The sequence below is a fragment of the Gordonia sp. DT218 genome, from assembly GCF_049847105.1.
Taxonomy (GTDB): Bacteria; Actinomycetota; Actinomycetes; order Mycobacteriales; family Mycobacteriaceae; genus Gordonia.
Map to the genome: position 1 here is coordinate 74,213 of NZ_JBNCNS010000003.1, position 25,116 is coordinate 99,328.

Genomic DNA, 25,116 nt, shown 5'->3' on the forward strand with positions numbered 1-25,116 from the left:
CTCAGCGCCGCATGCGGCCGTGCAGCAGGCCGTCGGCCACGATGTTCACGCCGTTGATCAGGGACTGCCCCTTCGCGCGCGAGTACTCGGTGTAGAGGATGGTGACCGGCTGTTCGGTCACCCGCCACTTGTAGTGATCGATGAGGGCGACGAACTCGGATGCGTGACTCATCCCGCCCATCATCAGGTCGAGCTGGTCGGCGACGGTCTTGTTGAACGCGCGTAATCCGTTGTGGGCGTCGGTGAGTCCGAGTCGGCGGGTGCGCGGGCTGAGGAACACGATGGTGCGCAGTGCCATTCGGCGCAGCGGCGGTACCGATTCGCTGCGCCCCTCGGCGAACCGGGTACCCACCACGATGTCCACCGGTTCGGTGCGGAGCCGCTCGATCATCGCGACCACGTCGTCGACCCGGTGCTGCCCGTCGGCGTCGAAGGTGACGAAGAAGCGCGCACCCGGCTGTACCCGCGCGTACTCGACGCCCGTCTGGATCGCCGCGCCCTGGCCGAGGTTGACCGGATGCTGCACCAGGCGCGCGCCGGCCGCGGTGATCTCGGCGGCGGAGTCGTCTGTGCTCCCGTCGTCGACGCAGACGATGTTGGGGAAGACCTGCGCGGCGTCCGATACGACCTTCCGGATCACCTCGGCCTCGTTGTAGACGGGTATCACCAGCCACACGTCATCGTTGCTGGTGGAACCCGAGGCCATGCCGGTAACCCTAGCCGAGGTGCGGCCATATCCCGGCACTAGTCTGGTCGCGTGCCGATCGACGTGATGATGCCCTTCTACGGCGACGTCGGGCAGTTCCGGCAGGCCGTCACCAGCGTCCTCGACCAGCGCGACGGCGACCTCCGTCTGGTGGTGATCGACGACTGTTACCCAGATCCCGAACCGCGTGAATGGCTGACGTCACTGGCGGATGCACGGGTCCACTACCTGCGCAACGAGACCAATCTCGGGGTGAACGGCAACTTTCGTCGTTGCGTGGAACTGGTCGATGCCGACCACTTCGTGGTGATGGGGTGCGACGACGTGATGCTGCCCGACTACCTCGGCACCGTTCGCGCACTCGCCCGCGACCATCCCGATGCCGCGGTGGTGGCCCCCGGGGTCGAGGTCATCGACGACCGCGGCGACGTGGTGCGCCCGCTGGGCGACCGGATCAAGGGGTTCCTCACGCCCAAGGCCGCGGCGGGCGGGGCGGCGACGGTCCGCAGCGGCGAGGCCATGGCCACCAGCCTTTATCACGGCAACTGGACCTATTTCCCTTCTTTGCTGTGGCGCACCGCGCCGGTGCGCGACGTCGGGTTCCGTCCCGGTCTGGAGGTCGTCCTCGACCTCGCGCTGCTGGTCGATCTGGCCGCGACCGGTGGCTCGCTGGTCCACGACTCGACGGTGGTGTTCCGCTACCGGCGCCACGACGCGTCGGTCAGTTCCTTACAGGCGGTCGACGGGCGTCGGTTCGCCGAGGAGAACGCCTTCTTCGCCGCCGAGGCGCGACGCTGCGCCGAGCTCGGATGGCATCGCGCCGCACGCGCCGCACGTCTTCATGCGACGTCGCGGCTGAACCACTTTCAGTCTCGCGTGCTCGCGGCCGCGGGCACGCGGCGCCGGGCGAACGCGACACCGTGAACCAGCATCCCGATCACCGGTCCGCCGATCAGGGCGATGGCGACCCGGCCCTCGACGCCGAGCGGTAGTAGCAGCAGTCCGATCGACGCCAGCGTGGCGACCCACCACCCGGCCGCGTACCAGCGGTGGGAGCCGACCGCGATGGCCGCCGCGCCGCTCACCGTCAGGAGAGCGAGCGCGGTCGCACCGAGTGTGAACGCGGCCAGCGTGGCGCCCGACAGCTGGAAATCCGCACCGAACACGCTGGTCAGCAACCACGGACCGAGTAGCCACGCGGCCGCCGCGCCCACCAGGCCGATCGCCGCGACCACCGCGGCAGGCGCACGCAGTGCGGCCATCAGGTGTCGTCGGCCGTCGACGAACCGGGTGATGAGCACGCCCTGAAAGCTGTTCAGCGGCACCAGGAGCGGCGCCCTGGTGAGCGTCACGGCCAGGACCACCGCACCCACGGTCGCGGTGTCCGCATCGTCGCGGGCGGTGGCGTTGATCAGTACCGGGAAACCCATCACCAGCACGGCGCTCGCGGCGGCGGCGGCCATCGCGGTGAGCGTGTTGGTGGTGAAACGCGCGGGCGCGACGTCGCTGCGCAGACCGAGCGCACTCCGGGCCGCCGTCGAGGTGAGCAGCACGGCCATCCACGACACCGATCCGATCACCGTGATCACCAGAAACGCCGTCACGTCGCCGTCGAGGGCCACCGCGACGACCGCGCCGACCAGTCGGATGAGCGCATCGACGGAGAGCAGTACGGCGAACGGCCCCCAGGCGAGTGCCCCCGAAAGTGCACCCGCGAGATGTGCATAGACCGCGAACGATGCGACCCCGACGGACAGCAGCAGCACCGACAGCCACCGCTCCTCGGTGAAGACGTGGCCGCTCCACAGCGGTGACGTCGCGGCGACGGCGGCCGCCAGGACGAGCCCGATCGCCGCGTTGATCAGCCCGGGGCGGGCGCGGGGCGAGTTGTCGTCGGCCGTGTGGTCGTGGCGGGAATCGAGGGCGGCCCGCACGGTACGGGTCGTCTCCTGCAGCTGGCCGTTCTGCGTGCCGGTGACCATGCCGTAGGCCGCCCAGAACACCGCGAAGACGGCGTAGCCCGCGGCGCCGAGGTCACGTGCGGCGAGCAGCAGCACCAGATAGCCGGAGGCCGCGGCGATGAGCGTGGCGACGGTGACACGGCCGATGGTGCCGCGCACCGCCTGCTGTTCTACGTCGTCGGGCATGGGTGATCCACCGAGGTGACCCGTTTCAGGACGGCCCGGGGAAGGCCGGCAGCGTGGCGGTGAACAGCCACTCGTCCCAGAGCGGTCCGAGCGACATCGTCGAGTAGTTGGCGGCCAGCGCGATGAAGTCCTCGGTGGTCGCCGACCCGTACCGGTACTTGTCGGTCCAGCGGCGCAGGAGCGCGAAGAAATTGCCGTCGCCGATGCTCAGGCGCAGTGCGTGCAGGGTCAATGCGCCGCGTTTGTAGACCCAGTCGTCGAACATGTGGCGCGGGCCGGGGTCGGTGAGCGTTGCCCGGACCGGGTGCGCGGCGAGCTTGTCGTAGTAGATCCGCGCCCACTCGGCGGCACTCCGGCCGCCGGACCGTTGACTCCAGAGCCACTCGGCGTAACAGGCGAATCCCTCGTGCAGCCAGATGTCGCGCCACCGCGACAGCGTCACCGAATTCCCGAACCACTGATGGGCCAGCTCGTGCGCGACCAGCCGCTCGGCGTGGCGGCTGCCGTCGCAGTGGTTGGCGCCGAAGATCGAGAAGCTCTGGGCCTCGATGGGGATGTCGAGCTCGTCGTCGGTGATCACGACGGTGTAGACGGGAAACGGGTAGGGCCCGAACATCTCGACGAACGCCTCGACCATCTCGGTCTGACGGCCGAAGTCGATGTCGAGATTTCGCATCAGCCGATGCGGCAGAACCGCCTCGACCGGAACGGGCTTGGTGGCCAGTGTCTTCTTCTTGTACATCCCGATCTGGACGGATGCCAGATACGTCGCCATCGGTTCCACCTGCTGATAGACCCAGGTGGTCTGCGCGGCGCGCGTCCGCTTGGACTCGAGGACGCCGTTGGCGAGAGCGTAGTAGGGGCTGTCGGTGGTGATCGAGAATCGGTACGGTGCCTTGGCGTTGGGATGGTCGTCGCAGGGAAACCACGACCCCGCCCCGTTGGGCTGGTTGGCGCACAGCGCGCCGTCGGTGAGCTCCTCCCAGCCGACCTCGCCCCACGGTCCGCGGATGGGTCGCGGTGATCCGGAATAGCGGATCACGATGGTCAATGCCCCGCCCGGTGGGATCGGGGTATCGGGAGTGATCGTCAGCTTCCGGTTCCGGTGGCTGTGGCGGGCGCGCTTGCCGTCGATCGTCACGCGTGCCACCGACATCGACGACGCGAGGTCGAGGGTGAACCTGCGCAGGTGGATGAATGACGTCGCGGTGAGTGTCGCCGTGCCGGCCAGGCGGTTCGGCGACACCTTGTACTCGAGTTCGAGGTCGTACCGCGAGATCCGATAACCGAGGTTGCCGTTGTCGGGCAGGTATGGGTCGAGTGCATCGAGTGGAGCGCCGAGGAGGGGTTGTCGCGGACCCTTGCTCGACTTACCCGGCACTGACGCTCCTGCCTGATCGATACGCACCCCGGGCACACGTTCACCTGAGATGATCCGGTGGACGGATGCGCCGCACGATGTGCGAGTTGCGGCGCGTATGTCCCACGGCGGCGGTGAGCCGTCGCGGACACTTAGGTTACCTGCCGCACCCGAGGTGCACGCGGCGGTGGCGATCGTGAGACGGTGGGGATCCACAACCGGACTGAAGTCCGGTTACCTGGGTCGGGACGAAAGGGAGATCATGTTCGGCGTACGCAGTGTGACGTTCTTCTTGGCACGGCTGATTCTCGGCTACATCTTCATCATGCACGGCTGGCAGAAGCTCCACACCAACGGAATCAGCAATGTGGAGAAGGGTTTCGACGGGATGGGCGTCCCGGCTCCCAACCTCGCAGCGCAGTACGCGACCTGGGTCGAATTCGTCGGCGGCATCCTGCTCATCCTGGGTCTGTTGCTGCCCTTGGTGTCGATCCTGCTGATCGCGGACATGATCGGCGCGATCGCGTACGCGCACTGGGACCATGGCTTCTGGAGCACCGACGGTGGTTACGAGTTGCCGCTCGCGCTGATCGCCGGCCTCCTCGCGGTCGGGTTCGCCCAATCGGGTAGCGCGGCGGCCGATCACTATGTGTTCCGGCGTCGTCGCCGGGCCGCGGTGGTCGACTGATCTTTTCCGTAGCTCGATACGGCTGGCCCGTTGATCGAGTAGGCACCGAGCGCAGCGAGGCGCCGTATCGAGATCCCTAGCCGCTCCACGGCGCGATCGGATTACCCTGCCAGCGGGTGTGTGCCGGGACCACATCGCCGCGCATCACCAGCGAGGCGGGGCCGACGGTCGCGCTCTCGCCGAGCCCGGCCGCAGGCAACGCCACGCAGTGCGGGCCGAGCGTCGAGCCCGCGTCGAGCGTGACCCGGTCGATGGCCATCACCCGATCGTGGAAGAGATGCGTCTGCACCACGCAGCCGCGTTGCACGGTCGCGCCGTCGCCGAGCGTCACGAGGTCGGCCTCGGGCAGCCAGTACGTCTCACACCAGACGCCCTTGCCGATCCGCGCGCCCAGCATGCGGAGCCACAGGTTGAGGATCGGGGTTCCGGTGGCGGCGTTGGCGAACCAGGGTGCCGCGACCGTCTCGACGAAGGCGTCGGAGAGTTCGTTGCGCCAGACGAAGGAGCTCCAGAGTGGGTGCTCGGACACCCGGATACGGCCGACGACCAGCCATTTCGCCGCTGCCGCGATGCAGCATGCGGCCGCGCCGGCCACCAGCAGCAGCAACCCGCTCACGAGGGCGGCCACCCAGTAGTGGGTGTGCTGGGCGATGTATTGCAGGCCGAGCAGCATGAACAGGCCGAGGCCGAACGACACCATCACCGGGATGATCCGCAACGTCTCGACCACGGCACGCGCGACCTTGAGTCGAGTCGACGGATCGAACGTGCGCGACGTGTCGCTGGCGGCCGCCGTGCGCCGCAGGCGGACCGGCGGACTGCCCAGCCAACTCGACCCCGACTTCGCGCGGTCCGGGGTGGCCGAGAGCACCGCGACGAGACTGTTCTTCGGTACCTTGCGGCCGGGACCGGTCATCCCCGAGTTGCCCAGGAACGACCTCTTCCCGATCTTCGCCTCGTCGATGTGCATCCAGCCGCCGCCGAGTTCATAGGACGCCACCATGGTGTCGTCGGCGAGGAACGCGCCGTCGCCGATGGTGGTGAACTTCGGCAGGACCAGTGCAGTGGAGATCTCGGTGCCCACACCGACCTTGACGCCGAGGAGCCGGAACCACCACGGCGTCAACAAGCTCGCGTAGAGCGGGAACAGATAGGTGCGTGCGGCATCGAGGAGGCGCTCGGTCATCCACACCTGCCAGCCGACGCGCGAGCGGACCGGGTGATAGCCCTTCGTCAGGCCGATCGACAGCAGCCGGACGAGCACGGCGGTGATCACCGCGAACACCAGCAGGCTGGTCACGGTCGCGGCCGGCAGCAGGATCAGGCAGCGCAGTCCGACGCCGCGCAGCCGGTCGGCGTGGATGGCCCACGAACCCATCACCGCGAGTCCGGCCGCCAGTGCGATCAGCGGGATCGCGGCCAGCAGCAACGACGACACCCCGTAGATCGAGACCCACGCGCTCCCGCGCGGCGGCCGGTGATCCGGCCATGGGTGTTCGGCCTTGCGGACTTTTGCCGCGGGCGAGCCCGCCCAGTGCTGACCCGCCTTCACCCGGCCGCGGACCGCCGACCCGGGCGCGACCTCGGCGTCGCGGCCGACCACCGCGCCGGGTAACAGCGTCGACCGTGCGCCGACCGATGCGCCACGCTTGATCACGATCTCCCCGATGTGCACGACGTCACCGTCGATCCACCACCCGGTGAGGTCGACCTCCGGTTCCACCGACGCGCCCTCACCGATGGTGAGGAAACCGGTCACCGGCGGGATGGTGTGCATGTCGACGCCGCGTCCGATCTTCGCTCCGAGCGCCCGGGCCAGATAGATCATCCAGGGCGCCCCCGACAGATTCGATGCGCCACTCGCCTCCAGCAGCCGTTCGGCGACCCACAGCCGGAGATGGGTGCCGCCACCGCGCGGGTAGCTACCCGGGGTGACCCCGGCGAGGAGTAGCCGAGCGCCCGTCGCGGCGATCACCATGCGTCCGGGAGGGGTGATGAACAGCAGGAATGCGACCAGCAGCGCCCACCAGTTCACGTGCACCAGCCACGGGACGTAGCGGTCGGTGCGGTCGACCACCTCGACGGCGATGTTGTTCACCACGCCGAGCCAGGTCGCCCACTGCAGGCCGGTCAGGGTGGTCAGCGGCACCGACAGTGCGATCTGCGCGAGGCCGGTCCGCGGCGGGGTCGGCGTGACCTCACGGGGCGTGACGACGGTCGACGGTTTGCGCCCGTCGAGCATCTCGGCGAGCGACCCGAGGCGGGGATGGTCGTAGAGGTCGGCGACGGTGATGTCGGGGTAGCGGGTCCGCAGCGCGGTGACCAGCTGCGCGGCCGCGAGCGATCCGCCGCCCTCGGTGAAGAAGTCGGCCTGCGGGTTGTTCACCACCACGCCGAGAACGTCGGTCCAGCATCTCGCGACCCACTCCTCGGTCTCGCTGAGTTCCTCCGCGTCGTCGGTCGACTCGGTGCCGGGCAGCGGCCACGGGAGTGCGTTTCGGTCGACCTTGCCCGACGTGCGGGTCGGCAGCTCGGCGACCAGCGCGAGCCGCGGGACCATCGGAGCGGGCAGTTGTCCGGCCAGCGCGGCATGTGCCGCGGCGACGTCGAAGTCCGGATGCGTGGATACCAGGTAGCCGACCAGGAGGCTGTTGCCCGCCGCCGACTTCCGGACCGCCGCGGCGGCACCGCTGACCCCCGGGAGTTGTTGCAGCGCATTGTCGATCTCGCCCAGCTCGATTCGACGGCCACCGACCTTGACCTGATCGTCGGCGCGTCCCATGAACAGGAGGCCGGCCGGATCGAGACGGACGAGGTCGCCGCTGCGGTAGGCACGGTCCCAGCCCAGAGACGGCATGGGAGCGTACTTCTCGGCGTCCTTGGCGGGGTCGAGGTAGCGCGCGAGGCCCACCCCACCGATGACGAGTTCGCCGACCGCGCCCTCGGTGACCGGTTGGCCGTCGGTGTCGACCACTGCGAGATCCCAGCCGGGGAGCGGTAACCCGATGCGCACCGGACCGACACCGTCGAGGGGGGCGGCACATGCGACGACGGTCGCCTCGGTGGGCCCGTAGGTGTTCCACACCTCGCGGCCCTCGACGGCGAGCCGTTCGGCCAGTTCGGGTGGGCATGCCTCACCGCCGAAGATCAACAACCGCACCGCTTCCAGCGCCACCGGAGGCCACAGCGACGCGAGCGTCGGAACCGTCGATACCACGTTGATGTCGCGCTGTACGAGCCACGGCCCGAGGTCCATGCCGCTGCGCACCAGTGACCGGGGCGCCGGGACGAGGCATGCACCGTTGCGCCACGCCAGCCACATCTCCTCGCACGACGCGTCGAATGCGACGGACAGGCCGGCCAGCACGCGGTCACCGGGACCCAATGGCTCGTCGACCAGGAACATGCGCGCCTCGGCATCCACGAACGCCGCGGCATTGCGATGGCTCACTGCGACACCCTTGGGTGTTCCGGTGGAGCCCGAGGTGAAGATGACCCACGCATCGTCGTCCACCGTGGGTCGCGACTCGTGTGACGACGGCTCGATTCGGGCGTCCGCCGGCGCCTCGAGGGCCTGGATTCCCGACGCGCCGAGGATCGCGTCGACGCGGGCCTCGCCGAACACCAGGTCCGCACGTTCGTCCGGATCGTCGGCATCGACGGGCACGTAGGCCGCACCCGCGTAGAGGGTGGACAGGATTGAGATGTAGAGATCCCGGGTACCCGAAGCCATGCGGATTCCGACACGCCCGCCACGTCGGACACCTGATGCGGTGAGGCGCTCGGCGCCGCGCCGGACGAGGGCGAGGAGCTGCGAGTACGTGAGGGACAGCTCGCCGTCGTCGATGGCGGGTGCCTCCGGATACGTCTGGGCAGTCCGATCCAGTACGTCACAAAGCGTGCGCGGTGCGCTGGCCTGCGAAGACAGAAGGAACTGGGGGGGTATGACCACTGTTAGCACCATTGTTTCGACACGAAGCGGAAAATTTACTCGACCAAGACGACCATTGGCTGAGATCTGAGTGAACAGTCAGTGGTTTGCATCCCGGTGTCTCCGCACGGTGAGGTTGCACGCGAAACCCGACGGATTGCAGGCGACACCGGAGTTTACCGGTGTAACTTTCGGACTGATGTATCTCAGCACGTCCCGAGTTCCGGTGTGTCGAGCATCTGCCTCAGCATGTTCACTGTCACTGGATGAGGAGGCACGAGCATGCCGATAGTTCACCACCGCAAACCCAGCCTCCTGTCGTATCCGCTCTGGTTCGGCGCGCGGACTCTGCTGCGACCCACGTTGTCGCTGTGGCCGCTCAACAGGGCGGGGATGGCGGGACTGTTCCTGATCGATCGTGCGATCGCGGTCGGTCCGAAGCCTCGAGGTGTGGTCCGCGAGCAGATGAGACTCGCGGATCGGCCGGTCGAGCTCATCATGCCGTCCGGGCCGTCAGGCCGCGACTCCGAGACGGCGATCCTCTACCTGCACGGCGGCGCCTTCCTGGTGTGCGGACTCGGTACCCACCGGTCGATCGCGAGCCGACTGTCGAGCGCCTGCGAACTCCCCGTCTTCTCCCTCGAGTACCGCCAACTGCCGTCGGTCGGCGTGGGGACGTCGGTGTCGGATGCGGTGGAGGCCTATCGCGAACTCATCGGCGAGCGCGGATACCGACGTGTGATCGTCGCCGGTGACTCCGCGGGTGGTTTTCTGGCCGGCAAGGTCGTCGAGACCGCCGCGCGCGAGGGGCTACCGCGACCGACGGCCTTCGTCGGCGTCTCGCCCCTGCTCGACCTGGACGTGGGGACCAATCCCGATCGTTCGAGCCGCTCCGATGCATACATCCCGCAGAGTAAAATGGTGCAGCTCGCGCAGCTGTTCGGCCGTGGACCGATCCCGTTCTCCGGTATTCGCCGAATCCCGGCGATCGTCGACTCCGATTTCCCACCGACCGCGATCATCACGGCAGAAGGCGAGATGCTCGAGGCAGATGTGATCGAGTTGATCGAGAAGCTCGACGACGCGGGTGTCGATGCCGTCGGCCACAGCTATTCTTGGCAGGTGCACGCGTTTCCGGTGCTCACCACACGTCATCCGGAGACGGTGCACGCGATCGGGGTGATCTCCGCATTCGTTGCCCATGCAATCCGAGAGGCCAAGGAAGCTGACCACCGAAAGGACCGACGGGCCGGCTGAGTCCGAGTCCGCCCAACCGTCCACCCAATCGTCTGCACAACGGTCGGCCGAACCGTCGGCCACGCCGGGAGCGATCGACGCCCGCTTCACGCTGGCTGCCGAACGAACGGTGCTGGCCTGGGTACGCACGTCTCTCGGTTTCATGGCCGCCGGGGTCGCCGTCGTCTACGTCTCCGACGACATCGCGCATCCGGTGGTGGAGGCTGTGCTCGGACTCGTGATGGTGGGCCTGGGATGCTCGATCGCCCTGCTCGGTGCGTGGCGATGGCGCCGCACGATGGCCGTCCTCCGCGACGGGGGCGAGATGCCGGGGCCGTCGCATGTGGTGTTCCTCGTCGTTGCGATAGTGGTGATTGCCGTGGCGATCGCCGCGGTGATCCTGATTCAGACCTGACGTGAGAGAGCTGCCATGAGAGAGCTGCCATGAGAGAGCTGGGATGAGAGTTCTGGGATGATCAACAACGACTTCCAACGAGGAGCCCTGGGCTTCTCCCGTGGGATGACCATCGTCGGCTCGGTGATCCTCATGGTCTGCGTGGCGCTGCTGACCGTGAACTGGTGGCGTGAAGGTCGGTGGCTGTGGGTGGTGATCGGGATCGCGATCGTGGTGGTCAACATCGGTTTGATCTTCTTGCAGTTCCGACGCCGCAAGCTGACACCACCCCCTCGGCCGAACGCCACCGATCCGGACGACTGAACGTCCGATGACCTCCGCTCGGGAACGGTTCGAGGCGGCCAGGGTCGCCCGGCTGGCCACGGTGGGCGAGGCAGCTGTTCCGCATCTCGTACCCATCGTCTTCACGCTCGCTCCCGACGACGACATCCTCTACTCGTGCGTCGACCACAAGCCGAAACGGACCCGCCGTCTGCGCCGGCTCGCGAACATCACCGCCAACCCTTCGGTCTCGCTGCTCGTGGACCACTACGCCGACGACTGGACCGCGCTGTGGTGGGTCCGCGTCGACGGCCGCGCCGACGTGGTCGATGCCGACACGACGGTGGGCGCCTGCGCGATCGACCTGCTCGCCGAGAAGTATCCGCAATATCGCGTGGAACGGCCGGACGGCCCTGTCATCGTGGTGCGCGACCTGGTGTGGCAGGAGTGGGCCGCCCGTCCCTGAAATGTCAGGCCGTCAATTCCTCGTCACAGACATTCAATCGGGGCTCCTCCACGGCGAACTGCGTGCGGTATAGCTCGGCATAGCGCCCGTTGCGGGCCAGCAGGGTCGCGTGGTCGCCCCGCTCGACGATCCGGCCGTGCTCCAGGACGGCGATCTCGTCGGCCGCGCGGATGGTCGACAGCCGGTGCGCGATGACGAGGGACGTCCGTCCGGCCAGCGCCTCGGAGAGTGCTTCCTGCACAGCCGCTTCCGATGTCGAGTCGAGGTGCGCGGTCGCCTCGTCGAGGATCACCACCGATGGCTGCGCCAACAGGAGGCGCGCGATGGTCAGACGCTGGCGTTCGCCGCCGGAGAGCCGGTATCCCCGCTCCCCGACGACGGTGTCGAGGCCATCGGGCAGGGACGCGATCAGGTCGTCGAGGCGTGCTCGCCCGAGCGCGTCCCAGATCCGTTCCTCGGATGCGGTCGGATCGGCCAGCGCAAGGTTGGCGCGGACCGTGTCGTGGAACAGATGTCCGTCCTGGGTCACCAGGCCGACGGTCCGATGCACCGACGCGCTCTGGAGATCGCGGAGATCGACGCCGTTGAGGTGGATGGCGCCTGCGTCGACGTCGTAGAGTCGCGTCGCCAGGTTCGCGATGGTCGACTTGCCCGCGCCCGAACTGCCGACGAGCGCGGTCATCGTCCCGGCCGGGACGTCGAGGTCGATGTTGTGCAGGACCGTCGATCCGCCTCGGTTGTCTAGTTGCGCAACCTCTTCCAGAGATGCCAGCGACACCTTGTCGGCCGACGGGTAGGCGAAGGACACGTCGTCGAAGTGCACGGAGACCGGGCCGTGCGGGACGGGTCGGGCGTCGGGTTTGTCGGCGATCAGCGGTTCGAGGTCGAGCACCTCGAAGACACGCTCGAAGCTGACCAGGGCACTCATGATCTCGACGCGTGCATTGGCCAGCGCGGTCAGCGGCGCGTACATCCGGGTGAGCAGGAGGGCCAGCGAGACCACCGCGCCGGCGGACAGATGGCCCCCGACGGCGAGCCATCCGCCGAGCCCGTAGACGAGCGCCAGTGCCAGGGCCGAGACCAGCGTGAGCGCCGTCATGAAGTAGGCCTGCAGCATCGCGCGGCGGACCCCGATGTCGCGCACGCGATCTGCGCGATCGGCGAACTCGGTCGACTCGATGTCGGGGCGACCGAAGAGCTTGACCAGGGTCGCGCCCGGTGCCGAGAACCGTTCGGTCATCTGCGTCGACATCCGCGCGTTGTACTCGGCGGCTTCGCGGGAGAGGGACGCCATCCGCTTGCCCATCCGGCGCGCCGGGATCACGAACACCGGTAGCAGCACCAAGGCGAGCAGCGTCACCTGCCAGCTGATCGCGATCATCACGCCCACCGTCAGGACCAGGGTCACCGCATTGGACACCACGCCGGACAGCGTGTCGCTGAACGCCCGCTGCGCCCCGATGACGTCGTTGTTGAGACGGCTCACCAGGGCGCCGGTCCGGGTGCGGGTGAAGAACGCGACCGGCATCTTCTGCACGTGGTCGAACACCGAGCGACGCAGATCGAGGATCAGTCCCTCGCCGATGTTGGCGGAGAACCAGCGCGTCCCGATGCCCGCCGCCGCCTCGACGACGGCGATGAGCGCGATGAGCAACGCCAGGCCGGCGATCGCACCACCGCTTCCGCCGCCGGTGATGAGGTTCACCACCCGTCCGGCCAGCAGCGGTGTCACGACCGTCAACAGTGCGGTCAGCACCGACAGCCCGAGGAACACGCCGATCCGCCGCCGATGCGGCCTCGCGAACTGCGCGATACGCCGCAACGTGGTGCCTCGCTCGCCCCGTAGGTTCCGTGCCTCCGGCGCGTTCATCGATTTGTACATCGTGTCCCAGCCCACCGATTCCATGCTCATGACGACCACGGTAGAACCTCAAGTTCACTTGAAGTCCAATCGGAGGTCTGATCTGCAGCATCAGTCGCGCTCGCGTCGTCGCCGGTTGCGTTCGCGCTCCTGACGTCTGCGGGCATGTTTGGCCGCCACCCGGGTCATCGCGCGGGTAGGAGCCTCCTCGTTGCCCGGCTCGGCGGGTTGGCCGTCGTCGCCGGGCGGGATTTTGAACCGGATGCGTCGTAGTCCGGGGAACAGGATTTCCAGGTTCTCCGGATCGCCGGGGAGGACGAGTCCTTCGGGGGTGATGAACTCGGTCGTGAGCACGCCGTGTCGGTCGCGGTATTGGTCGTCGACCCAGTCACCGAAGGTCTTGAGCAGATGCCCGAAACGGTGTTTTGCATTGAGGTTGTCGGGCAGGGTTTGTCCACCGTGCGACGGATCGTCGTGGTCGAACTCCTCAACATGGTCGAGGTCGGCATCGAACGCAGAAACCTCCGATCCGGGAACCACGCTGGAGCCGTCGCGCACGCGCACGAACGTGTCCAAGGCGGCGGTCGGCCGGTACGGATCCGACGGCAGATGTGCCGGCAGGGTGAACGAGCCGTCCGGATTCTGCGGCGTCCCTTTCGGCACCAGCGGCTTGATCACGGCGTCGGGCCGGCCCGCGAGGTCGCGGGCGTGCTCGTCAGAGATCACCCCGTGTCCGGCGATGAATCCGGCGTTGTCGGCGTCCCCGTTCAGGGTGGATTCGTCGACGACCACGTGGATGATGACTTTGCTGTCCGGCGGCACGGTGCCCGGCTCCGGAATCTGCGCGGTGCAGTCCTCACGTCCGCACTCACACTCGAACGCAGTGCCCGTCAACAGCGCGAACGTGGCATCCGAGCGTCGTTGCTGCGTAGTGCGCTGATCGTGCTCACACGCGCACGCGGCCAGCGCTTTCACCGACCCGTCCGACAGGCGTGCGTTCTCCGCCGACATCGTCGCCGAGAACTTCGCCATCCCATCGGGCAACGGCTTGGTGGATACGCCCCGCGCGTCCAAGGCTTTCTGCCGGCGTTCGCGTACGGCGTCAGGATCGTGTCGGTAGACGATCCGGTCCACCATGTCGCGCAACCGCTCCGCCGACCACGCACCCTCGTGCAGATCGAGGCGGGCAGCGATGTCGGCATCCACTTCGGCGGCACAGTCATGACCGTCGACCAGGTCGGTGCGCGCGATGATCGATGTGACCCGCTCCGCCGAGATCCGGCCGTCACGCAACCGCTCGGCCACCCGCGGCAACCGATTCCGCAACGCAAGCGCCTCACGGACCATCTGTTCGGCCTTGCCCTGCCCGATACCGAAGCTGATCGCGATCCGCGCCGCACAATCGGCGAACCCGTCCACCAACAGGAGGTCGTGCGGATCGGATTCGGTGCCCACCAACCGCGAGTGCAGCTCGGCGACCACCCGATAATCACGCCACGCCAAAAACGACCGCCCGCGCTGGGCCGAGACAAGGCTGCCGATCAGATCATTGAAGTCGGCCTCACCGATCTCCTCGACCTCGACCCGCCCGGTGAACAGCGCAGGCAGATCCGGCCACGGCGAGGCCTCACCCCACCACGACGACAACCGCCACGCCGGACCCGACACCAGACACCTCTCAGAGAACGACCGAATACCGTCGGGACCGACATTCGGCATTCACATTCTCTGAAAGACCAAGCCGCCGAGCCCTTCTGGGCCCTGCAGCGGCTTGCTCCGGTACTCACATCAACTCGTCGATCCCGTTGACAAGAACTCTATGTCACCCCACCGACAGATTTGATCGCCCGATTTCGCCGACCGGTGACAGCACGACCCCACCACCCTGAGTACGTTGGAACAGAGTGATCGATCGGTGAGGAGTCCGCGCGCTCGACAAGCCGCGGCCGTCAGGAGCGAGGTAAACGTGGCAGAACTCAAGCTCGGTTTCAAGGCGTCGGCGGAGCAGTTCGATCCGCGTGAGCTGGTGGAGATCGCGGTGGCCGCCGAGGAGCACGGCATGGACTCGGTCGCGGTCAGCGACCATTTCCAGCCGTGGCGACACAACGGCGGGCACGCACCGTTCTCGCTGGCCTGGATGGCCGCGGTGGGGGAGCGGACCAAGCGGGTGCAGATCGGGACGTCGGTGATGACCCCGACGTTCCGCTACAACCCGGCGGTGATTGCGCAGGCTTTCGCGTCGATGGGCTGCCTGTACCCCGGACGCATCATGCTGGGCGTCGGCACGGGTGAGGCCCTCAACGAGTACGCGACCGGCTTCCAGGGTGAATGGCCCGAGTTCAAGGAGCGCTTCGCCCGGCTGCGTGAGTCGATCAAGCTCATGCGCGAGCTGTGGACCGGCGAGGAGATCAACTTCGACGGCGAGTACTACAAGACGCAGGGCGCCTACATGTACGACGTGCCCGAGAAGCCGATCCCGGTCTATGTCGCCGCGGGTGGTCCGGTGGTGGCACGGTACGCCGGGCGCGCCGGAGACGGCTTCATCTGTACCTCGGGCAAGGGTGCCGACCTCTATCAGGAGAAGCTGATCCCCGCGGTCAAGGAGGGTGCGGAGAAGGCCGAGCGCGACTTCGACGCCATCGACCGGATGATCGAGATCAAGATCTCCTACGATCCGGATCCCGAACTGGCGCTGGAGAACACCCGGTTCTGGGCGCCGCTGTCGCTGACCGCCGAGCAGAAGCACAGCGTGAACTCGTCGACCGAGATGGAACGGCTGGCCGACGAGCTGCCCATCGAGCAGGTGGCCAAACGGTGGATCGTCGCGTCCGATCCCGACGAGGCCGTGGAGAAGGTGAAGTTCTACACCGACTGTGGACTGAACCACCTGGTGTTCCACGCGCCCGGCCATGATCAGCGCCGATTCCTGGAGAATTTCGAGAAGGACCTCGCGCCCCGGCTGCGCAAGCTGTCGGTCTGATCCGGCGTCAGACGGCCGACCGCAGCAGACTCACGACGCGGTCGGCCGCCTGGCTGCCCGCGACCCGATGATGGCGGCGCATCCAGATCGCGCCCGCGGATCTCCGACGACGAGGTGCCGACACCTGCCCGAACGGGCTAGGGTTGATCCACGTCGTCGAGGAGCGAACGTATGCGAAAACTTGTCGTGCTCATCGCTGCAGGCGGGCTCGTCGCCGCGGGTAGCGGCGTCACCATGCTCGTCGCGGATCCGTCGCCGACATCGGCCGCTCCATCTGTCACCCGATCGTCGTGCGGACAGTTCCAGGGCTCCGGACCCGCTCCCGACTGCGGCGCCCGCGTTTCCGACCACACAGTGCGTGTCGAGTTGCGCAACAACGGGATTCGGCCGGTGCCGGTGATCTGCACGCTGGGCCGCGTGGGCCCGCAGCCACCCACGGCCACCACCACCCTGGGGCCGGGACAGCGAGGTGTGCTGAGCGCGACATCGGCGCTGCCGGGCGGACAGACCTACGTTGTGGATTGTCAGAGCGCGGTGCCCGTAGGTAAGGAGGTCGCACGTCGCGCCGTCTTCACCGCGACCTTCTCCTCGCCCGATCGCGCGACGCCGAAGCGGTCCACTTCGACCAGAACCCGACCGTCGGTGCGTCCCCGATCGACCGTGACGCCCACGGCGACGTCGAAGCGGACGCCGACCGTCACCCGGGCGCGTCCCCTCCAACCACCGACGCACACGCCGACCGCCACCACGACGACCGCCACGCCCACCGCCACGACGACGACCACGACTCCACCGGTCGGCTGATCGCAGCGCGCGCGGCCTACCTGCGTCGTACGTCGGATACCGTTGACATCCATGGATCGTGACCGGATGGTGGATGTCGGGGTGGCAGTGGTGTCGCGCTTCGGTGCCAAGGCGCTGAGCCTGACGTCGGTGGCCCGGCAGGCCGGCGTGGCCAGGGCGACCGCCTACCGGATGTTCGGCGGCAAGGACGCCCTCATCGCGGCGATCGTCGAGCGTGAGGTGGCCACCCTCCGCATCAAGTTGCGTGAGTGGGCCGACGCCGAGCCCGACGCCGCAGGCAAGGTGCGGTCGCAGATCCTCAACGTGCTGCCCTACATCCGCGAACACGAAGCGCTGCAATATGTCCTGCGCAACGAGCCCGAGGAGATCGTGCGCGCACTGGTGGCGACGAAGGACGCGGGTGGGCCGACCCTGATCCACCAGATCGTGGGGGAAACCCTCCCCGACCTGCAACCGGAGATCGGCGATCAGCTGTACCCGCACCCTGCGGGGGCGGCCGAGTTCCTCGTGCGGACCATCTACTCGTTGATGCTCATCCCCGACAGCGCCCTGTCCGATGAGGAGATCGCCGACCTCGTCGTGCGTGCCATCGTCGTGCGTGCCATCGTCAGGTGAGTCGGGCGGCGCCCGGCCGGGCCGTGCCTGCCGCCACGCCCGTGACAGTTAGGGTGAATGTGTAACGCTCCCGAGGAGGCCGGCCGTCATGAAGATCCACGCCGATTCACCGAGAACCGATGAGACCGCCCTGCCGGTCGTGCATCTACGCAGGCCACGCTGGGGCGACCCCGAAACGCCCGGCGAACTGCCGGCGGCCGCGGCAGCGCTGGTCGGCGCGGACGGCAGCGAGCAGCGGGGAAACGAGCGACGGGGTGTGGACCCCGACGACGTGGTGCTCGACGACCCGGCGATCCCGGGCGCCGCGCGGTCGGCCCTCGTCGACGCACTGGGTGAGGTGAACGTGACGGCCGATCACCGGCAACGTATCGACCACACCCGTGGCTACTCGACTCCCGACATCCTGGCGCTGCGCGGGGGCGACGCCGGTGATGCACCCGATCTCGTCGTCACCCCGGGATCACACCACGACGTGCTCCGCGTCCTCGAGATCTGCGCGGTCCATCGCGTCGCCGTGGTGCCGTTCACCGGCGGCACATCGGTCGTCGGTGGTCTCGCACCGGATCGTGCCGGGTTCGCGGGCGTCATCAGTGTGGACCTCACCCGGCTCGACGGACTGGTCGAGATCGACGAGATCTCTCGCACCGCGACGCTGCAGGCGGGTCTCCGCGGGGTCCGTGCGGAGGAGTTGTTGCGCGCCAAGGGATACACACTCGGTCACTTTCCACAGTCATACGCCGGTGCCGGCATCGGCGGCTACGCCGCGACCCGGTCGGCCGGTCAATCCTCGGCCGGATACGGCCGATTCGACGAGATCGTCGAGGGACTGACCTTGGCCACACCGCGCGGGACCATCGAGGTCGGCACGGCCCCGAAATCGGCGGCCGGGCCGGATCTGCGCCAACTCGTCCTCGGCTCCGAGGGCGCGTTCGGCATCATCACGGAGGTCACCGTGCGCGTCCGTCCGGCCCCCGCGCACCGGGTGTTCGAGGGGTGGCGGTTCGACGACTTCGAATCGGGCGCCGCCGCCCTGCGTGCGCTCGCACAGGACGGGCCGATGCCCACCGTGCTGCGGCTGTCAGACGAGACGGAGACCGCGATCAACCTCGCCGACCCGGATGGCGCCGGCGCCGCAGATGCGGCCGCTGATGCCGGTGCCGGTGCGACGGCGCAGGGTGGCTGCCTCGTGGTGGTCGGATACGAGGGGCATCGAGAGGAGGCGGAGAGCCGGCGCGCGACGGCGGCGCGGGTTCTCGAGAGCACCGGCGGCGTCAGCCTGGGCACCGGCCCCGGGGAGGCGTGGCGCACCGGCCGTTTCCGGGCGCCCTACCTGCGCGATCCGCTCCTCGACGCCGGCGTCCTGGTGGAGACCCTCGAGACCGTCACATACTGGTCGCGTCTGGCCGACCTCAAGGCCGCCGTCACCGCGGCACTCACCGACACGCTCACCGGCGCGGGTACACCGCCGTTGGTGATGTGCCACATCAGCCATGTCTATCCGGCCGGGGCATCGCTCTACTTCACGGTGGTCTGCCCGCAGGCCAAGGACCCGATCGCCCAGTGGTCGGCCGCGAAGGTCGCCGCCAACGATGCGATCCGGGCGACCGGCGCGAGCATCACCCACCACCACGCGGTCGGTCGCGATCATCGTGATGCCTACCACGCCGAGATCGGGGAGCTCGCGCTCGAGTCGCTGCGTGCGGTCAAGGAGACGCTCGATCCGGCGGGTGTCTGCAATCCCGGCATCCTGCTCTGAATCACCGGCTGCCGATAGGCTGGCGTACATGGGTGCAGACACCGGCACGTCGAACAGCATCTACATCGCGTCCGCAGAGGGCGACACGGGCAAGTCCACGATCGCGCTCGGCCTGCTGGCCCTGCTGTCGGCGACCGGCGGGCGCGTCGGGGTGTTCCGCCCCATCTCGCGCGCTGCCGCCGGCGAACGCGATTACATCCTCGACCTCCTGATCGACCATGCCTCGGTAGATCTGCCGTACGAGGACTGCATCGGCGTCACCTACGAACAGGTCCACGCGGATCCGGAGGGCGCCATCGGTGAGATCGTCGCGCGCTTCCACGCCGTCGAGGCCCGCTGTGACACGGTCCTGGTGATCGGGTCGGACTACACCGACGTCGGCAACCCCTCCGAACTGAGTTACAACGCGCGCATCGCGGCCAATCTGTCCGCGCCGATCATCCTGGCCATCAAGGCAACCGGTCGGAGCGCCACCGAACTCCACGGGCTCGCAGATCTGCTCGTCACCGAGATATCGGCCGTGCACGCCACCACCGCCGCCATCGTCGTCAACAGGTGTGAACCAGAGCTGATGGTGGTGATCGGCAAGGAGGTGGAGAAGACGGGCACGCCGACCTGGTGTCTACCGGAGGCGCCGGTCCTGTTCGCGCCGACCATGGCCGAGTTGAAGGATGCGCTCGGCGCCGAGGTGTACAGCGGCGACGAGGAACTCCTCGACAGGGAAGCGCTCAAGGTGATGGTCGGCGGCATGACGGTCGAGCACATCTTGGAGCGTCTGACCGACGGGACGGTGGTCATCACCCCGGCCGATCGCTCCGACGTGCTGCTCGCGTTGGTCAATGCCAATACCGCGCAGGGCTTTCCCCGACTCTCCGGGATCATCCTCAACGGCGGACTGCGCCCGCATCCGATGATCCAGGCACTGGTGAGCGGACTGAAGCCGACCCTGCCGATCATCTCGTGTGAGCAGGGCACCTACGAGACGGCTCGGACCGCCGCCCACACCCGCGGTCGGATCGCCGTCGGGTCGGCACGCAAGATCGAGGCCGCGCTCGCGCTGATGGAGGAACACCTCTCCCCGGAGGCGGTGATGAAGGTCCTCGACGTCCGTGCCCCGTCCGTGGTGACCCCTCAGATGTTCGAGTACAGCCTGGTGGCGCAGGCCCGCTCGGAGCGCAAGCACATCGTGCTGCCTGAGGGCGAGGAGGACCGCATCCTGCGCGCGGCGAGCCGACTGCTGAGGCGCGGGGTCGCGCGGCTCACCCTGTTGGGCGACGAGGACGTGGTGCGCACGCGCGCACAGGAACTCGCACTCGACATCGACGAGGTGGACGTGATCGACCCGGCGACCTCCGATCGGCTCGACGAGTTCGCCGCGCTCTACACCGAGCTGCGCAAGCACAAGGGGATGGACCTCGAGCGCGCCGTCGAGACCATGCGCGACGTCTCGTATTTCGGCACGATGATGGTGCACACCGGACTCGCCGACGGGATGGTCTCGGGTGCGGTGCACACCACCGCGCACACCATCCGCCCGTCCTTCGAGATCATCAAGACCAGCCCCGGGGTCTCGACGGTGTCGAGCGTGTTCTTCATGTGTCTCGCCGACCGCGTGCTGGCCTACGGCGACTGTGCCGTGGTCCCCGATCCCACCGCCGAACAGTTGGCCGACATCGCGATCTCGTCCGCGCAGACCGCCGAGCAGTTCGGCATCGACGCCCGGGTCGCGATGCTGTCCTATTCGACGGGGCAGTCCGGTTCCGGCGCCGACGTCGACAAGGTGCGAATCGCCACCGATCTGATACGCGAACGGTCGCCGGAGATCTTGGTGGAAGGGCCCATTCAATACGATGCGGCCGTCGAGCCGACTGTCGCCGCCACCAAGATGCCCGATTCGGCGGTGGCCGGAAAGGCGACGGTGCTGATCTTTCCCGATCTCAACACCGGCAACAACACCTATAAGGCCGTGCAGCGCAGCGCGAACGCGATAGCGATCGGGCCGGTCCTGCAGGGCCTCAACAAACCGATCAACGATCTGTCGCGGGGTGCCCTGGTCTCCGACATCGTGAACACGGTCGCGATCACCGCCATCCAGGCGCAGCAGGCCCCGACGCCCGGGGAGGCACGATGAGTCCGCAGTCCGCAGAAGGCGCGGTGCTGGTCCTGAACGCAGGTTCGTCGTCGCTCAAATACCAATTGCTCCATCCGGATACCGAAGAGGTGCTGGCGGACGGCATCGCGGAGCGGATCGGCGAGCACGATTCGTCGATCACCCACGAACAGGGCGGCGACTCGGTGACCGAGGTGCGGGCGCTGCCCGACCATCGGGCGGCGGTCGAGTCGGCGATGCAGTTCTTCGCCGATCGCGGAACGGATCTCGCCACCGTCGGCCTGCGAGCAGTCGGTCATCGCGTCGTCCACGGCGGACGGATCTTCCATCAGCCGACCCTGATCACCACCGAGGTGATCTCCGAGATCGGTCGGATCTCTACCCTTGCGCCGCTGCACAATCCGGCGAACCTGATCGGTATCGAGGCGGTGCGGGCGTTGCTCCCCGAGGTTCCGTCGGTGGCCGTGTTCGACACCGCGTTCTTCCACTCACTGCCCGACGCGGCGGCCACATACGCGATCGATCGCGGCGTCGCGAGCATGCACGCCATCCGCCGCTACGGTTTTCACGGCACGAGCCACGAGTACGTCTCCGGTCAGGTCGCGGAGTTCCTCGGCCGTCCGGTCGACGAGGTCAACCAGATCGTGCTGCACCTCGGCAACGGCGCCTCGGCTTCGGCCATCGCAGGTGGCCGGCCGGTCGACACGTCGATGGGTATGACCCCGTTGGAGGGGCTCGTGATGGGCACTCGCAGTGGTGACATCGATCCCGGCATCGTGATGCATCTGAACCGGGTGGCGAAACTCGGTGTGGACCAGATCGACACGCTGCTGAACAAGCAGTCGGGACTCAAGGGGCTCTGCGGCGAGAACGATTTCCGCGCCATCACCGAGAAGATGACGGCCGGTGATGCCGGGGCGCGTAAGGCCTACGACGTCTACATCCACCGGCTCCGACGCTACCTCGGCGCGTACATGATCGAGCTCGGGAGGGTGGACGCGATCACGTTCACGGCCGGGGTCGGGGAGAATGCGGCGATGGTTCGTGCCGATGCGCTCGCGAATCTGGAGAACTACGGAATCGTCATCGACGATGAGCGAAACGCCTTGCGTACCAAGCAGGCCCGGCGTATCTCGGCCGATGCCGGCGAGGTCGATGTGCTCGTCGTCCCCACCAACGAGGAGCTGGCGATCGCGCGGCAGTCGGCGGAGATCGTCGCCGAGCTCTAGGGCGACGATGCCTCGGACGGTCAGAACAGTGTGTCGGGCCGTACGTAGTTGGCCAGATCGATCAGCATGAACCGGTGGTCCCGGTTGATGCGCGTCTGCCGGGCCAACCCGCGCAGACAGCGCTCGGTACCTGCCCGTAAACCGGGTTCGGTGAACGGGTACCCGAGCAGCACGGTCGGCTGGAGGTCCGGGTCCATGTCCGGGTTCTCGTGGACCCAGCCGAGTGCCGTGCCGAGGACGATGAGCAACAGGCGCTGCTTACGGGGTTCGCTCTCGGGCATCACCCCCACCCGTCGCGCCGCCTCGACGATGTGTTCGCGGGTGATGGTGCTCATCGGTCTGCCGTGGACCAGCGCGAGGACCGCCGTCGCGCGGGCGGTGTTGAAATGCCGGCTCGTCGGTGGCACCTCGTCCAGGGGCTCGATCGCCTCGTCCACCTTGCCGGCGGCGACCGTCAGACGCGCGAGACCGAATGCGGCGGTGACGATCGCGTGATCGGTGAGCCACAGATCGTGGTAGTGGTGCGCGGCGATGTCGAACAATTCGGTGATGCGCCTGCCCTGCTCGTCCGACGACGAGTTCTCGTCGGAGAACCACCGGCCGATGAGCTCGGCCGTCCCCGCGACCGCGAGCTTGGGTGCCACCTCGCCCGGCATCGCCTGCAGGACATCGCTGAACCGCTCATAGGCCAGCTCGGGCTCGTCGTTCATCAGCGCGCAGATGGCCATGTACCACTGCATGCGCCATGAATCCCCGTGGTGTGCGGAGACATCACTGAGCAGTTCCAGTGCGGTGTCGACGTCGTCGAGCTCGAGATGCGCGCGCGCCTCGGCGAGGTCGATCTCCAGCGACGGATGCGGATTGTCGGTCGGCCTGCCGAGCAGCGAGGCGAAGCCGTCGGCGCGTGCCGCATGGATCGAGTCGAGAGTCTGCCGCGGATCGGACAGCGCTGCCGAGGTCAGCAGTGCGGCAGCGGGATCGAGCGGATTGACCAGGGGCAGGGGCAGGGCTCGGGCGATGTCGACGGGGTCGTAGAACGCGGCCTGATCGGGATCGAAGAAACCGTCGACGGGTGCCAGCATCAGGTCGGTGCCGAACGTGGATCGCTGCGGCGTGAACACCGTCGAGAGCGACGGGCGTGGGACACCGGTGTGCGCCGCGACGATTTCGCGGAGGACGTTGAGGACCTGCGTGGTCATCTCGTCCGTCGAGGCGAAGCGCTCGGCCGGATCGGAGGCGGTGGCCCGTTGCAGCAGAAGGTAATACGACGGGTTGTCAGCCAGTACCGAGTTCTCGTCCGGTGACGGTAGGCCGTCGAGGTGGCGGCCGTCCGCCTTGGGTAGGTCCACCGTGAGGGCGGCGAGGGTGCGGCCGATGCTGTAGATGTCGGTCGCGATCTGCGGTCCGGTCTTGACGATCTCGGGTGCCTGGAACCCTGGCGTCCCGTACAGGTGGCCGTAATCGTTGATCGGGGAGACGGCACCGAGGTCGATGAGCTTGACCTCGTCGCTCCCGACCATGATGTTCTCCGGTTTGACGTCGTTGTAGACCAGTCCGACCGAGTGTAGATATCCCACGGCGGGAAGCACTTCCAGCATGTAGGCCATGGCTGTCTCGACGGGAAGCAGGTGGGTGTCGTCTTTCCCGCGTGAACCGGTGGGGGTGCTGTCGCCGCTTCCTCTGCTGGTCGGGCCGCTTGTCGTGGAACTGCCCTCGTCGGTCGTCATCTGCTTCAGCGTCTGACCGCCGATGTACTCCATCACGATGTAGCCGAAGCGATCCCCGTACTCGTTCACGTGCTCGACGAAGTTGTAGATCTTGACGATGCCGGGGTGGTTGACCGATGCCAGGAACTGCCGCTCGGCGACGGCCACCGCCTGCGCCTCGGAATCCGACGAGTTCAGCAGGCCCTTGAGGACCACCGGCCGGTCCGAGACGTTGCGGTCGATGGCGAGGTAGATCCAGCCGAGTCCACCGTGGGCGATCGCGCCGGTGATCTCGTACTGGTCGGCGACCAGGGTTCCGCGGGCCAGCCCGGGCACGAAGGAATAGCGTGAACCGCAATGCGGGCACTCTCCGGTGAGATCGCCCTTTCCCCGGCCGGCGCTGCGCCCTACCGGCTTTCCGCACCGCCAGCAGGTTCGTTTGCGTTCGGCGATGACCGGATTGGCCAGCACCGCATCCTCGGGCTCGATGTCGGTGATCTTGGGCAGTTCGACGAGACCGCTGCCGAGCCGGCGGTCGTGCACCATCGACCGATTACGGGGGATGAGCCGCCGGGACGAACCGAACGCCGCGATTCCCTCGTTGGGGATGGTCGGTCTCGACCGCCCGGAGACCCGGTCGGTCGGGGTGTTGCCCGAGTCCGGCGCCGCAGCCTGGGTTCTGACGTCGAGGTCGGCGAGGTTGGCGGCCTGGGTCCCGACGTCGAGTTCGTCGAAGTCCTCGTCGATCAACTCGTCGCGGCTGACCGCTTGCGTGCCCAGGTCGACCTCTCCCGCCTCGTCGGCGGGAGTTGCTGTGTCGGTGCGCTTCTGGTGCTCGCTCATCT

The 25,116-nt window shown here is 67.7% G+C and carries 19 protein-coding genes; 12 read left to right on the top strand and 7 right to left on the bottom strand.

Going from position 1 to position 25,116, the window contains the following annotated elements; genetic code table 11:
- Position 1: 1 nt before the first annotated feature.
- Positions 2-706 carry a glycosyltransferase family 2 protein gene (locus ACPXCG_RS11845; protein WP_425792178.1) on the bottom strand — a complete coding sequence of 235 codons (705 nt, stop codon included), beginning with the start codon at positions 704-706 and terminating at the stop codon, positions 2-4.
- Between the two features lie 51 nt (positions 707-757).
- Here ACPXCG_RS11845 and ACPXCG_RS11850 point away from each other — a divergent pair, with 51 nt between their 5' ends.
- Positions 758-1,630, top strand: a complete 873-nt coding sequence (locus ACPXCG_RS11850) for a glycosyltransferase family 2 protein (RefSeq protein WP_425792179.1) — start codon at positions 758-760, stop codon at positions 1,628-1,630.
- Here ACPXCG_RS11850 and ACPXCG_RS11855 read toward each other — a convergent pair.
- On the bottom strand, positions 1,573-2,853 hold the full coding sequence (locus tag ACPXCG_RS11855) for a lipopolysaccharide biosynthesis protein (protein WP_425792180.1): 1,281 nt from the start codon (positions 2,851-2,853) through the stop codon (positions 1,573-1,575). The genes ACPXCG_RS11850 and ACPXCG_RS11855 overlap by 58 nt on opposite strands.
- Before the next feature lie 25 nt (positions 2,854-2,878).
- Positions 2,879-4,234: a M1 family metallopeptidase gene (locus tag ACPXCG_RS11860; protein ID WP_425792181.1), complete on the bottom strand. Its 1,356-nt coding sequence runs from the start codon at positions 4,232-4,234 to the stop codon at positions 2,879-2,881.
- Between the two features lie 241 nt (positions 4,235-4,475).
- Between ACPXCG_RS11860 and ACPXCG_RS11865 the strand changes: the two genes are divergently transcribed.
- Entirely contained in the window at positions 4,476-4,901 is a 426-nt protein-coding gene (locus tag ACPXCG_RS11865) for a DoxX family protein (protein WP_425792804.1), read from the top strand.
- Between the two features lie 76 nt (positions 4,902-4,977).
- On the opposite strand, the gene ACPXCG_RS11870 is transcribed toward ACPXCG_RS11865, so the two are convergent.
- A complete protein-coding gene (locus ACPXCG_RS11870) occupies positions 4,978-8,865 on the bottom strand; it encodes a Pls/PosA family non-ribosomal peptide synthetase (RefSeq protein WP_425792182.1) in 3,888 nt (1,295 codons plus the stop codon).
- Positions 8,866-9,114: 249 nt separating this feature from the next.
- Here ACPXCG_RS11870 and ACPXCG_RS11875 point away from each other — a divergent pair, with 249 nt between their 5' ends.
- From ACPXCG_RS11875 to ACPXCG_RS11890, 4 genes are read left to right on the top strand one after another with little or no spacing between them, the layout of a single operon-like run.
- Positions 9,115-10,089, top strand: coding sequence for an alpha/beta hydrolase (locus ACPXCG_RS11875; RefSeq protein WP_425792183.1), 975 nt, complete (start codon positions 9,115-9,117; stop codon positions 10,087-10,089).
- Positions 10,034-10,483 carry a YidH family protein gene (locus ACPXCG_RS11880; protein ID WP_425792184.1) on the top strand — a complete coding sequence of 150 codons (450 nt, stop codon included), beginning with the start codon at positions 10,034-10,036 and terminating at the stop codon, positions 10,481-10,483. Before ACPXCG_RS11875 ends, ACPXCG_RS11880 begins: the two co-directional genes overlap by 56 nt.
- A gap of 57 nt (positions 10,484-10,540) precedes the next feature.
- A complete protein-coding gene (locus tag ACPXCG_RS11885; RefSeq protein ID WP_425792185.1) occupies positions 10,541-10,786 on the top strand; it encodes a hypothetical protein in 246 nt (81 codons plus the stop codon).
- Between the two features lie 7 nt (positions 10,787-10,793).
- A complete protein-coding gene (locus ACPXCG_RS11890; RefSeq protein WP_425792186.1) occupies positions 10,794-11,210 on the top strand; it encodes a TIGR03668 family PPOX class F420-dependent oxidoreductase in 417 nt (138 codons plus the stop codon).
- Between the two features lie 4 nt (positions 11,211-11,214).
- Here the strand turns inward: ACPXCG_RS11890 and ACPXCG_RS11895 are convergent, their stop codons facing one another.
- Both ACPXCG_RS11895 and ACPXCG_RS11900 read right to left on the bottom strand, forming a co-directional pair.
- Positions 11,215-13,122: an ABC transporter ATP-binding protein gene (locus ACPXCG_RS11895; protein WP_425792187.1), complete on the bottom strand. Its 1,908-nt coding sequence runs from the start codon at positions 13,120-13,122 to the stop codon at positions 11,215-11,217.
- A gap of 60 nt (positions 13,123-13,182) precedes the next feature.
- Positions 13,183-14,739: a DUF222 domain-containing protein gene (locus tag ACPXCG_RS11900; protein WP_425792188.1), complete on the bottom strand. Its 1,557-nt coding sequence runs from the start codon at positions 14,737-14,739 to the stop codon at positions 13,183-13,185.
- 298 nt (positions 14,740-15,037) lie between these two features.
- On the opposite strand from ACPXCG_RS11900, the gene fgd reads away from it, so the two are divergent.
- From fgd to ACPXCG_RS11930, 6 genes are all read left to right on the top strand, one after another.
- Complete coding sequence (fgd, locus tag ACPXCG_RS11905) at positions 15,038-16,051, top strand: glucose-6-phosphate dehydrogenase (coenzyme-F420) (protein ID WP_425792189.1); 1,014 nt, start codon at positions 15,038-15,040, stop codon at positions 16,049-16,051.
- A 171-nt stretch (positions 16,052-16,222) separates the two neighbouring features.
- A complete protein-coding gene (locus tag ACPXCG_RS11910) occupies positions 16,223-16,855 on the top strand; it encodes a hypothetical protein (RefSeq protein WP_425792190.1) in 633 nt (210 codons plus the stop codon).
- 51 nt (positions 16,856-16,906) lie between these two features.
- On the top strand, positions 16,907-17,470 hold the full coding sequence (locus ACPXCG_RS11915; RefSeq protein ID WP_425792191.1) for a TetR/AcrR family transcriptional regulator: 564 nt from the start codon (positions 16,907-16,909) through the stop codon (positions 17,468-17,470).
- An 88-nt stretch (positions 17,471-17,558) separates the two neighbouring features.
- On the top strand, positions 17,559-19,226 hold the full coding sequence (locus ACPXCG_RS11920; protein WP_425792192.1) for an FAD-binding oxidoreductase: 1,668 nt from the start codon (positions 17,559-17,561) through the stop codon (positions 19,224-19,226).
- A 28-nt stretch (positions 19,227-19,254) separates the two neighbouring features.
- Entirely contained in the window at positions 19,255-21,357 is a 2,103-nt protein-coding gene (gene pta, locus ACPXCG_RS11925) for a phosphate acetyltransferase (RefSeq protein WP_425792193.1), read from the top strand.
- Positions 21,354-22,565: an acetate kinase gene (locus tag ACPXCG_RS11930; protein ID WP_425792194.1), complete on the top strand. Its 1,212-nt coding sequence runs from the start codon at positions 21,354-21,356 to the stop codon at positions 22,563-22,565. Before pta ends, ACPXCG_RS11930 begins: the two co-directional genes overlap by 4 nt.
- A 20-nt stretch (positions 22,566-22,585) precedes the next feature.
- Here ACPXCG_RS11930 and ACPXCG_RS11935 read toward each other — a convergent pair whose 3' ends face one another.
- Positions 22,586-25,114 carry a tetratricopeptide repeat protein gene (locus ACPXCG_RS11935; protein ID WP_425792195.1) on the bottom strand — a complete coding sequence of 843 codons (2,529 nt, stop codon included), beginning with the start codon at positions 25,112-25,114 and terminating at the stop codon, positions 22,586-22,588.
- Positions 25,115-25,116 lie beyond the last annotated feature (2 nt).

Coding starts and splice junctions, on each gene's coding strand:
- ACPXCG_RS11845 (WP_425792178.1), bottom strand. CDS start 706: ATGGCCTCGGGTTCCACCAGCAACGATGACGTGTGGCTGGTGATACCC.
- ACPXCG_RS11855 (WP_425792180.1), bottom strand. CDS start 2,853: ATGCCCGACGACGTAGAACAGCAGGCGGTGCGCGGCACCATCGGCCGT.
- ACPXCG_RS11865 (WP_425792804.1), top strand. CDS start 4,476: ATGTTCGGCGTACGCAGTGTGACGTTCTTCTTGGCACGGCTGATTCTC.
- ACPXCG_RS11870 (WP_425792182.1), bottom strand. CDS start 8,865: ATGGTGCTAACAGTGGTCATACCCCCCCAGTTCCTTCTGTCTTCGCAG.
- ACPXCG_RS11875 (WP_425792183.1), top strand. CDS start 9,115: ATGCCGATAGTTCACCACCGCAAACCCAGCCTCCTGTCGTATCCGCTC.
- ACPXCG_RS11880 (WP_425792184.1), top strand. CDS start 10,034: ATGCAATCCGAGAGGCCAAGGAAGCTGACCACCGAAAGGACCGACGGG.
- ACPXCG_RS11885 (WP_425792185.1), top strand. CDS start 10,541: ATGATCAACAACGACTTCCAACGAGGAGCCCTGGGCTTCTCCCGTGGG.
- ACPXCG_RS11890 (WP_425792186.1), top strand. CDS start 10,794: ATGACCTCCGCTCGGGAACGGTTCGAGGCGGCCAGGGTCGCCCGGCTG.
- ACPXCG_RS11895 (WP_425792187.1), bottom strand. CDS start 13,122: ATGAGCATGGAATCGGTGGGCTGGGACACGATGTACAAATCGATGAAC.
- ACPXCG_RS11910 (WP_425792190.1), top strand. CDS start 16,223: ATGCGAAAACTTGTCGTGCTCATCGCTGCAGGCGGGCTCGTCGCCGCG.
- ACPXCG_RS11915 (WP_425792191.1), top strand. CDS start 16,907: ATGGATCGTGACCGGATGGTGGATGTCGGGGTGGCAGTGGTGTCGCGC.
- ACPXCG_RS11920 (WP_425792192.1), top strand. CDS start 17,559: ATGAAGATCCACGCCGATTCACCGAGAACCGATGAGACCGCCCTGCCG.
- pta (WP_425792193.1), top strand. CDS start 19,255: ATGGGTGCAGACACCGGCACGTCGAACAGCATCTACATCGCGTCCGCA.
- ACPXCG_RS11930 (WP_425792194.1), top strand. CDS start 21,354: ATGAGTCCGCAGTCCGCAGAAGGCGCGGTGCTGGTCCTGAACGCAGGT.
- ACPXCG_RS11935 (WP_425792195.1), bottom strand. CDS start 25,114: ATGAGCGAGCACCAGAAGCGCACCGACACAGCAACTCCCGCCGACGAG.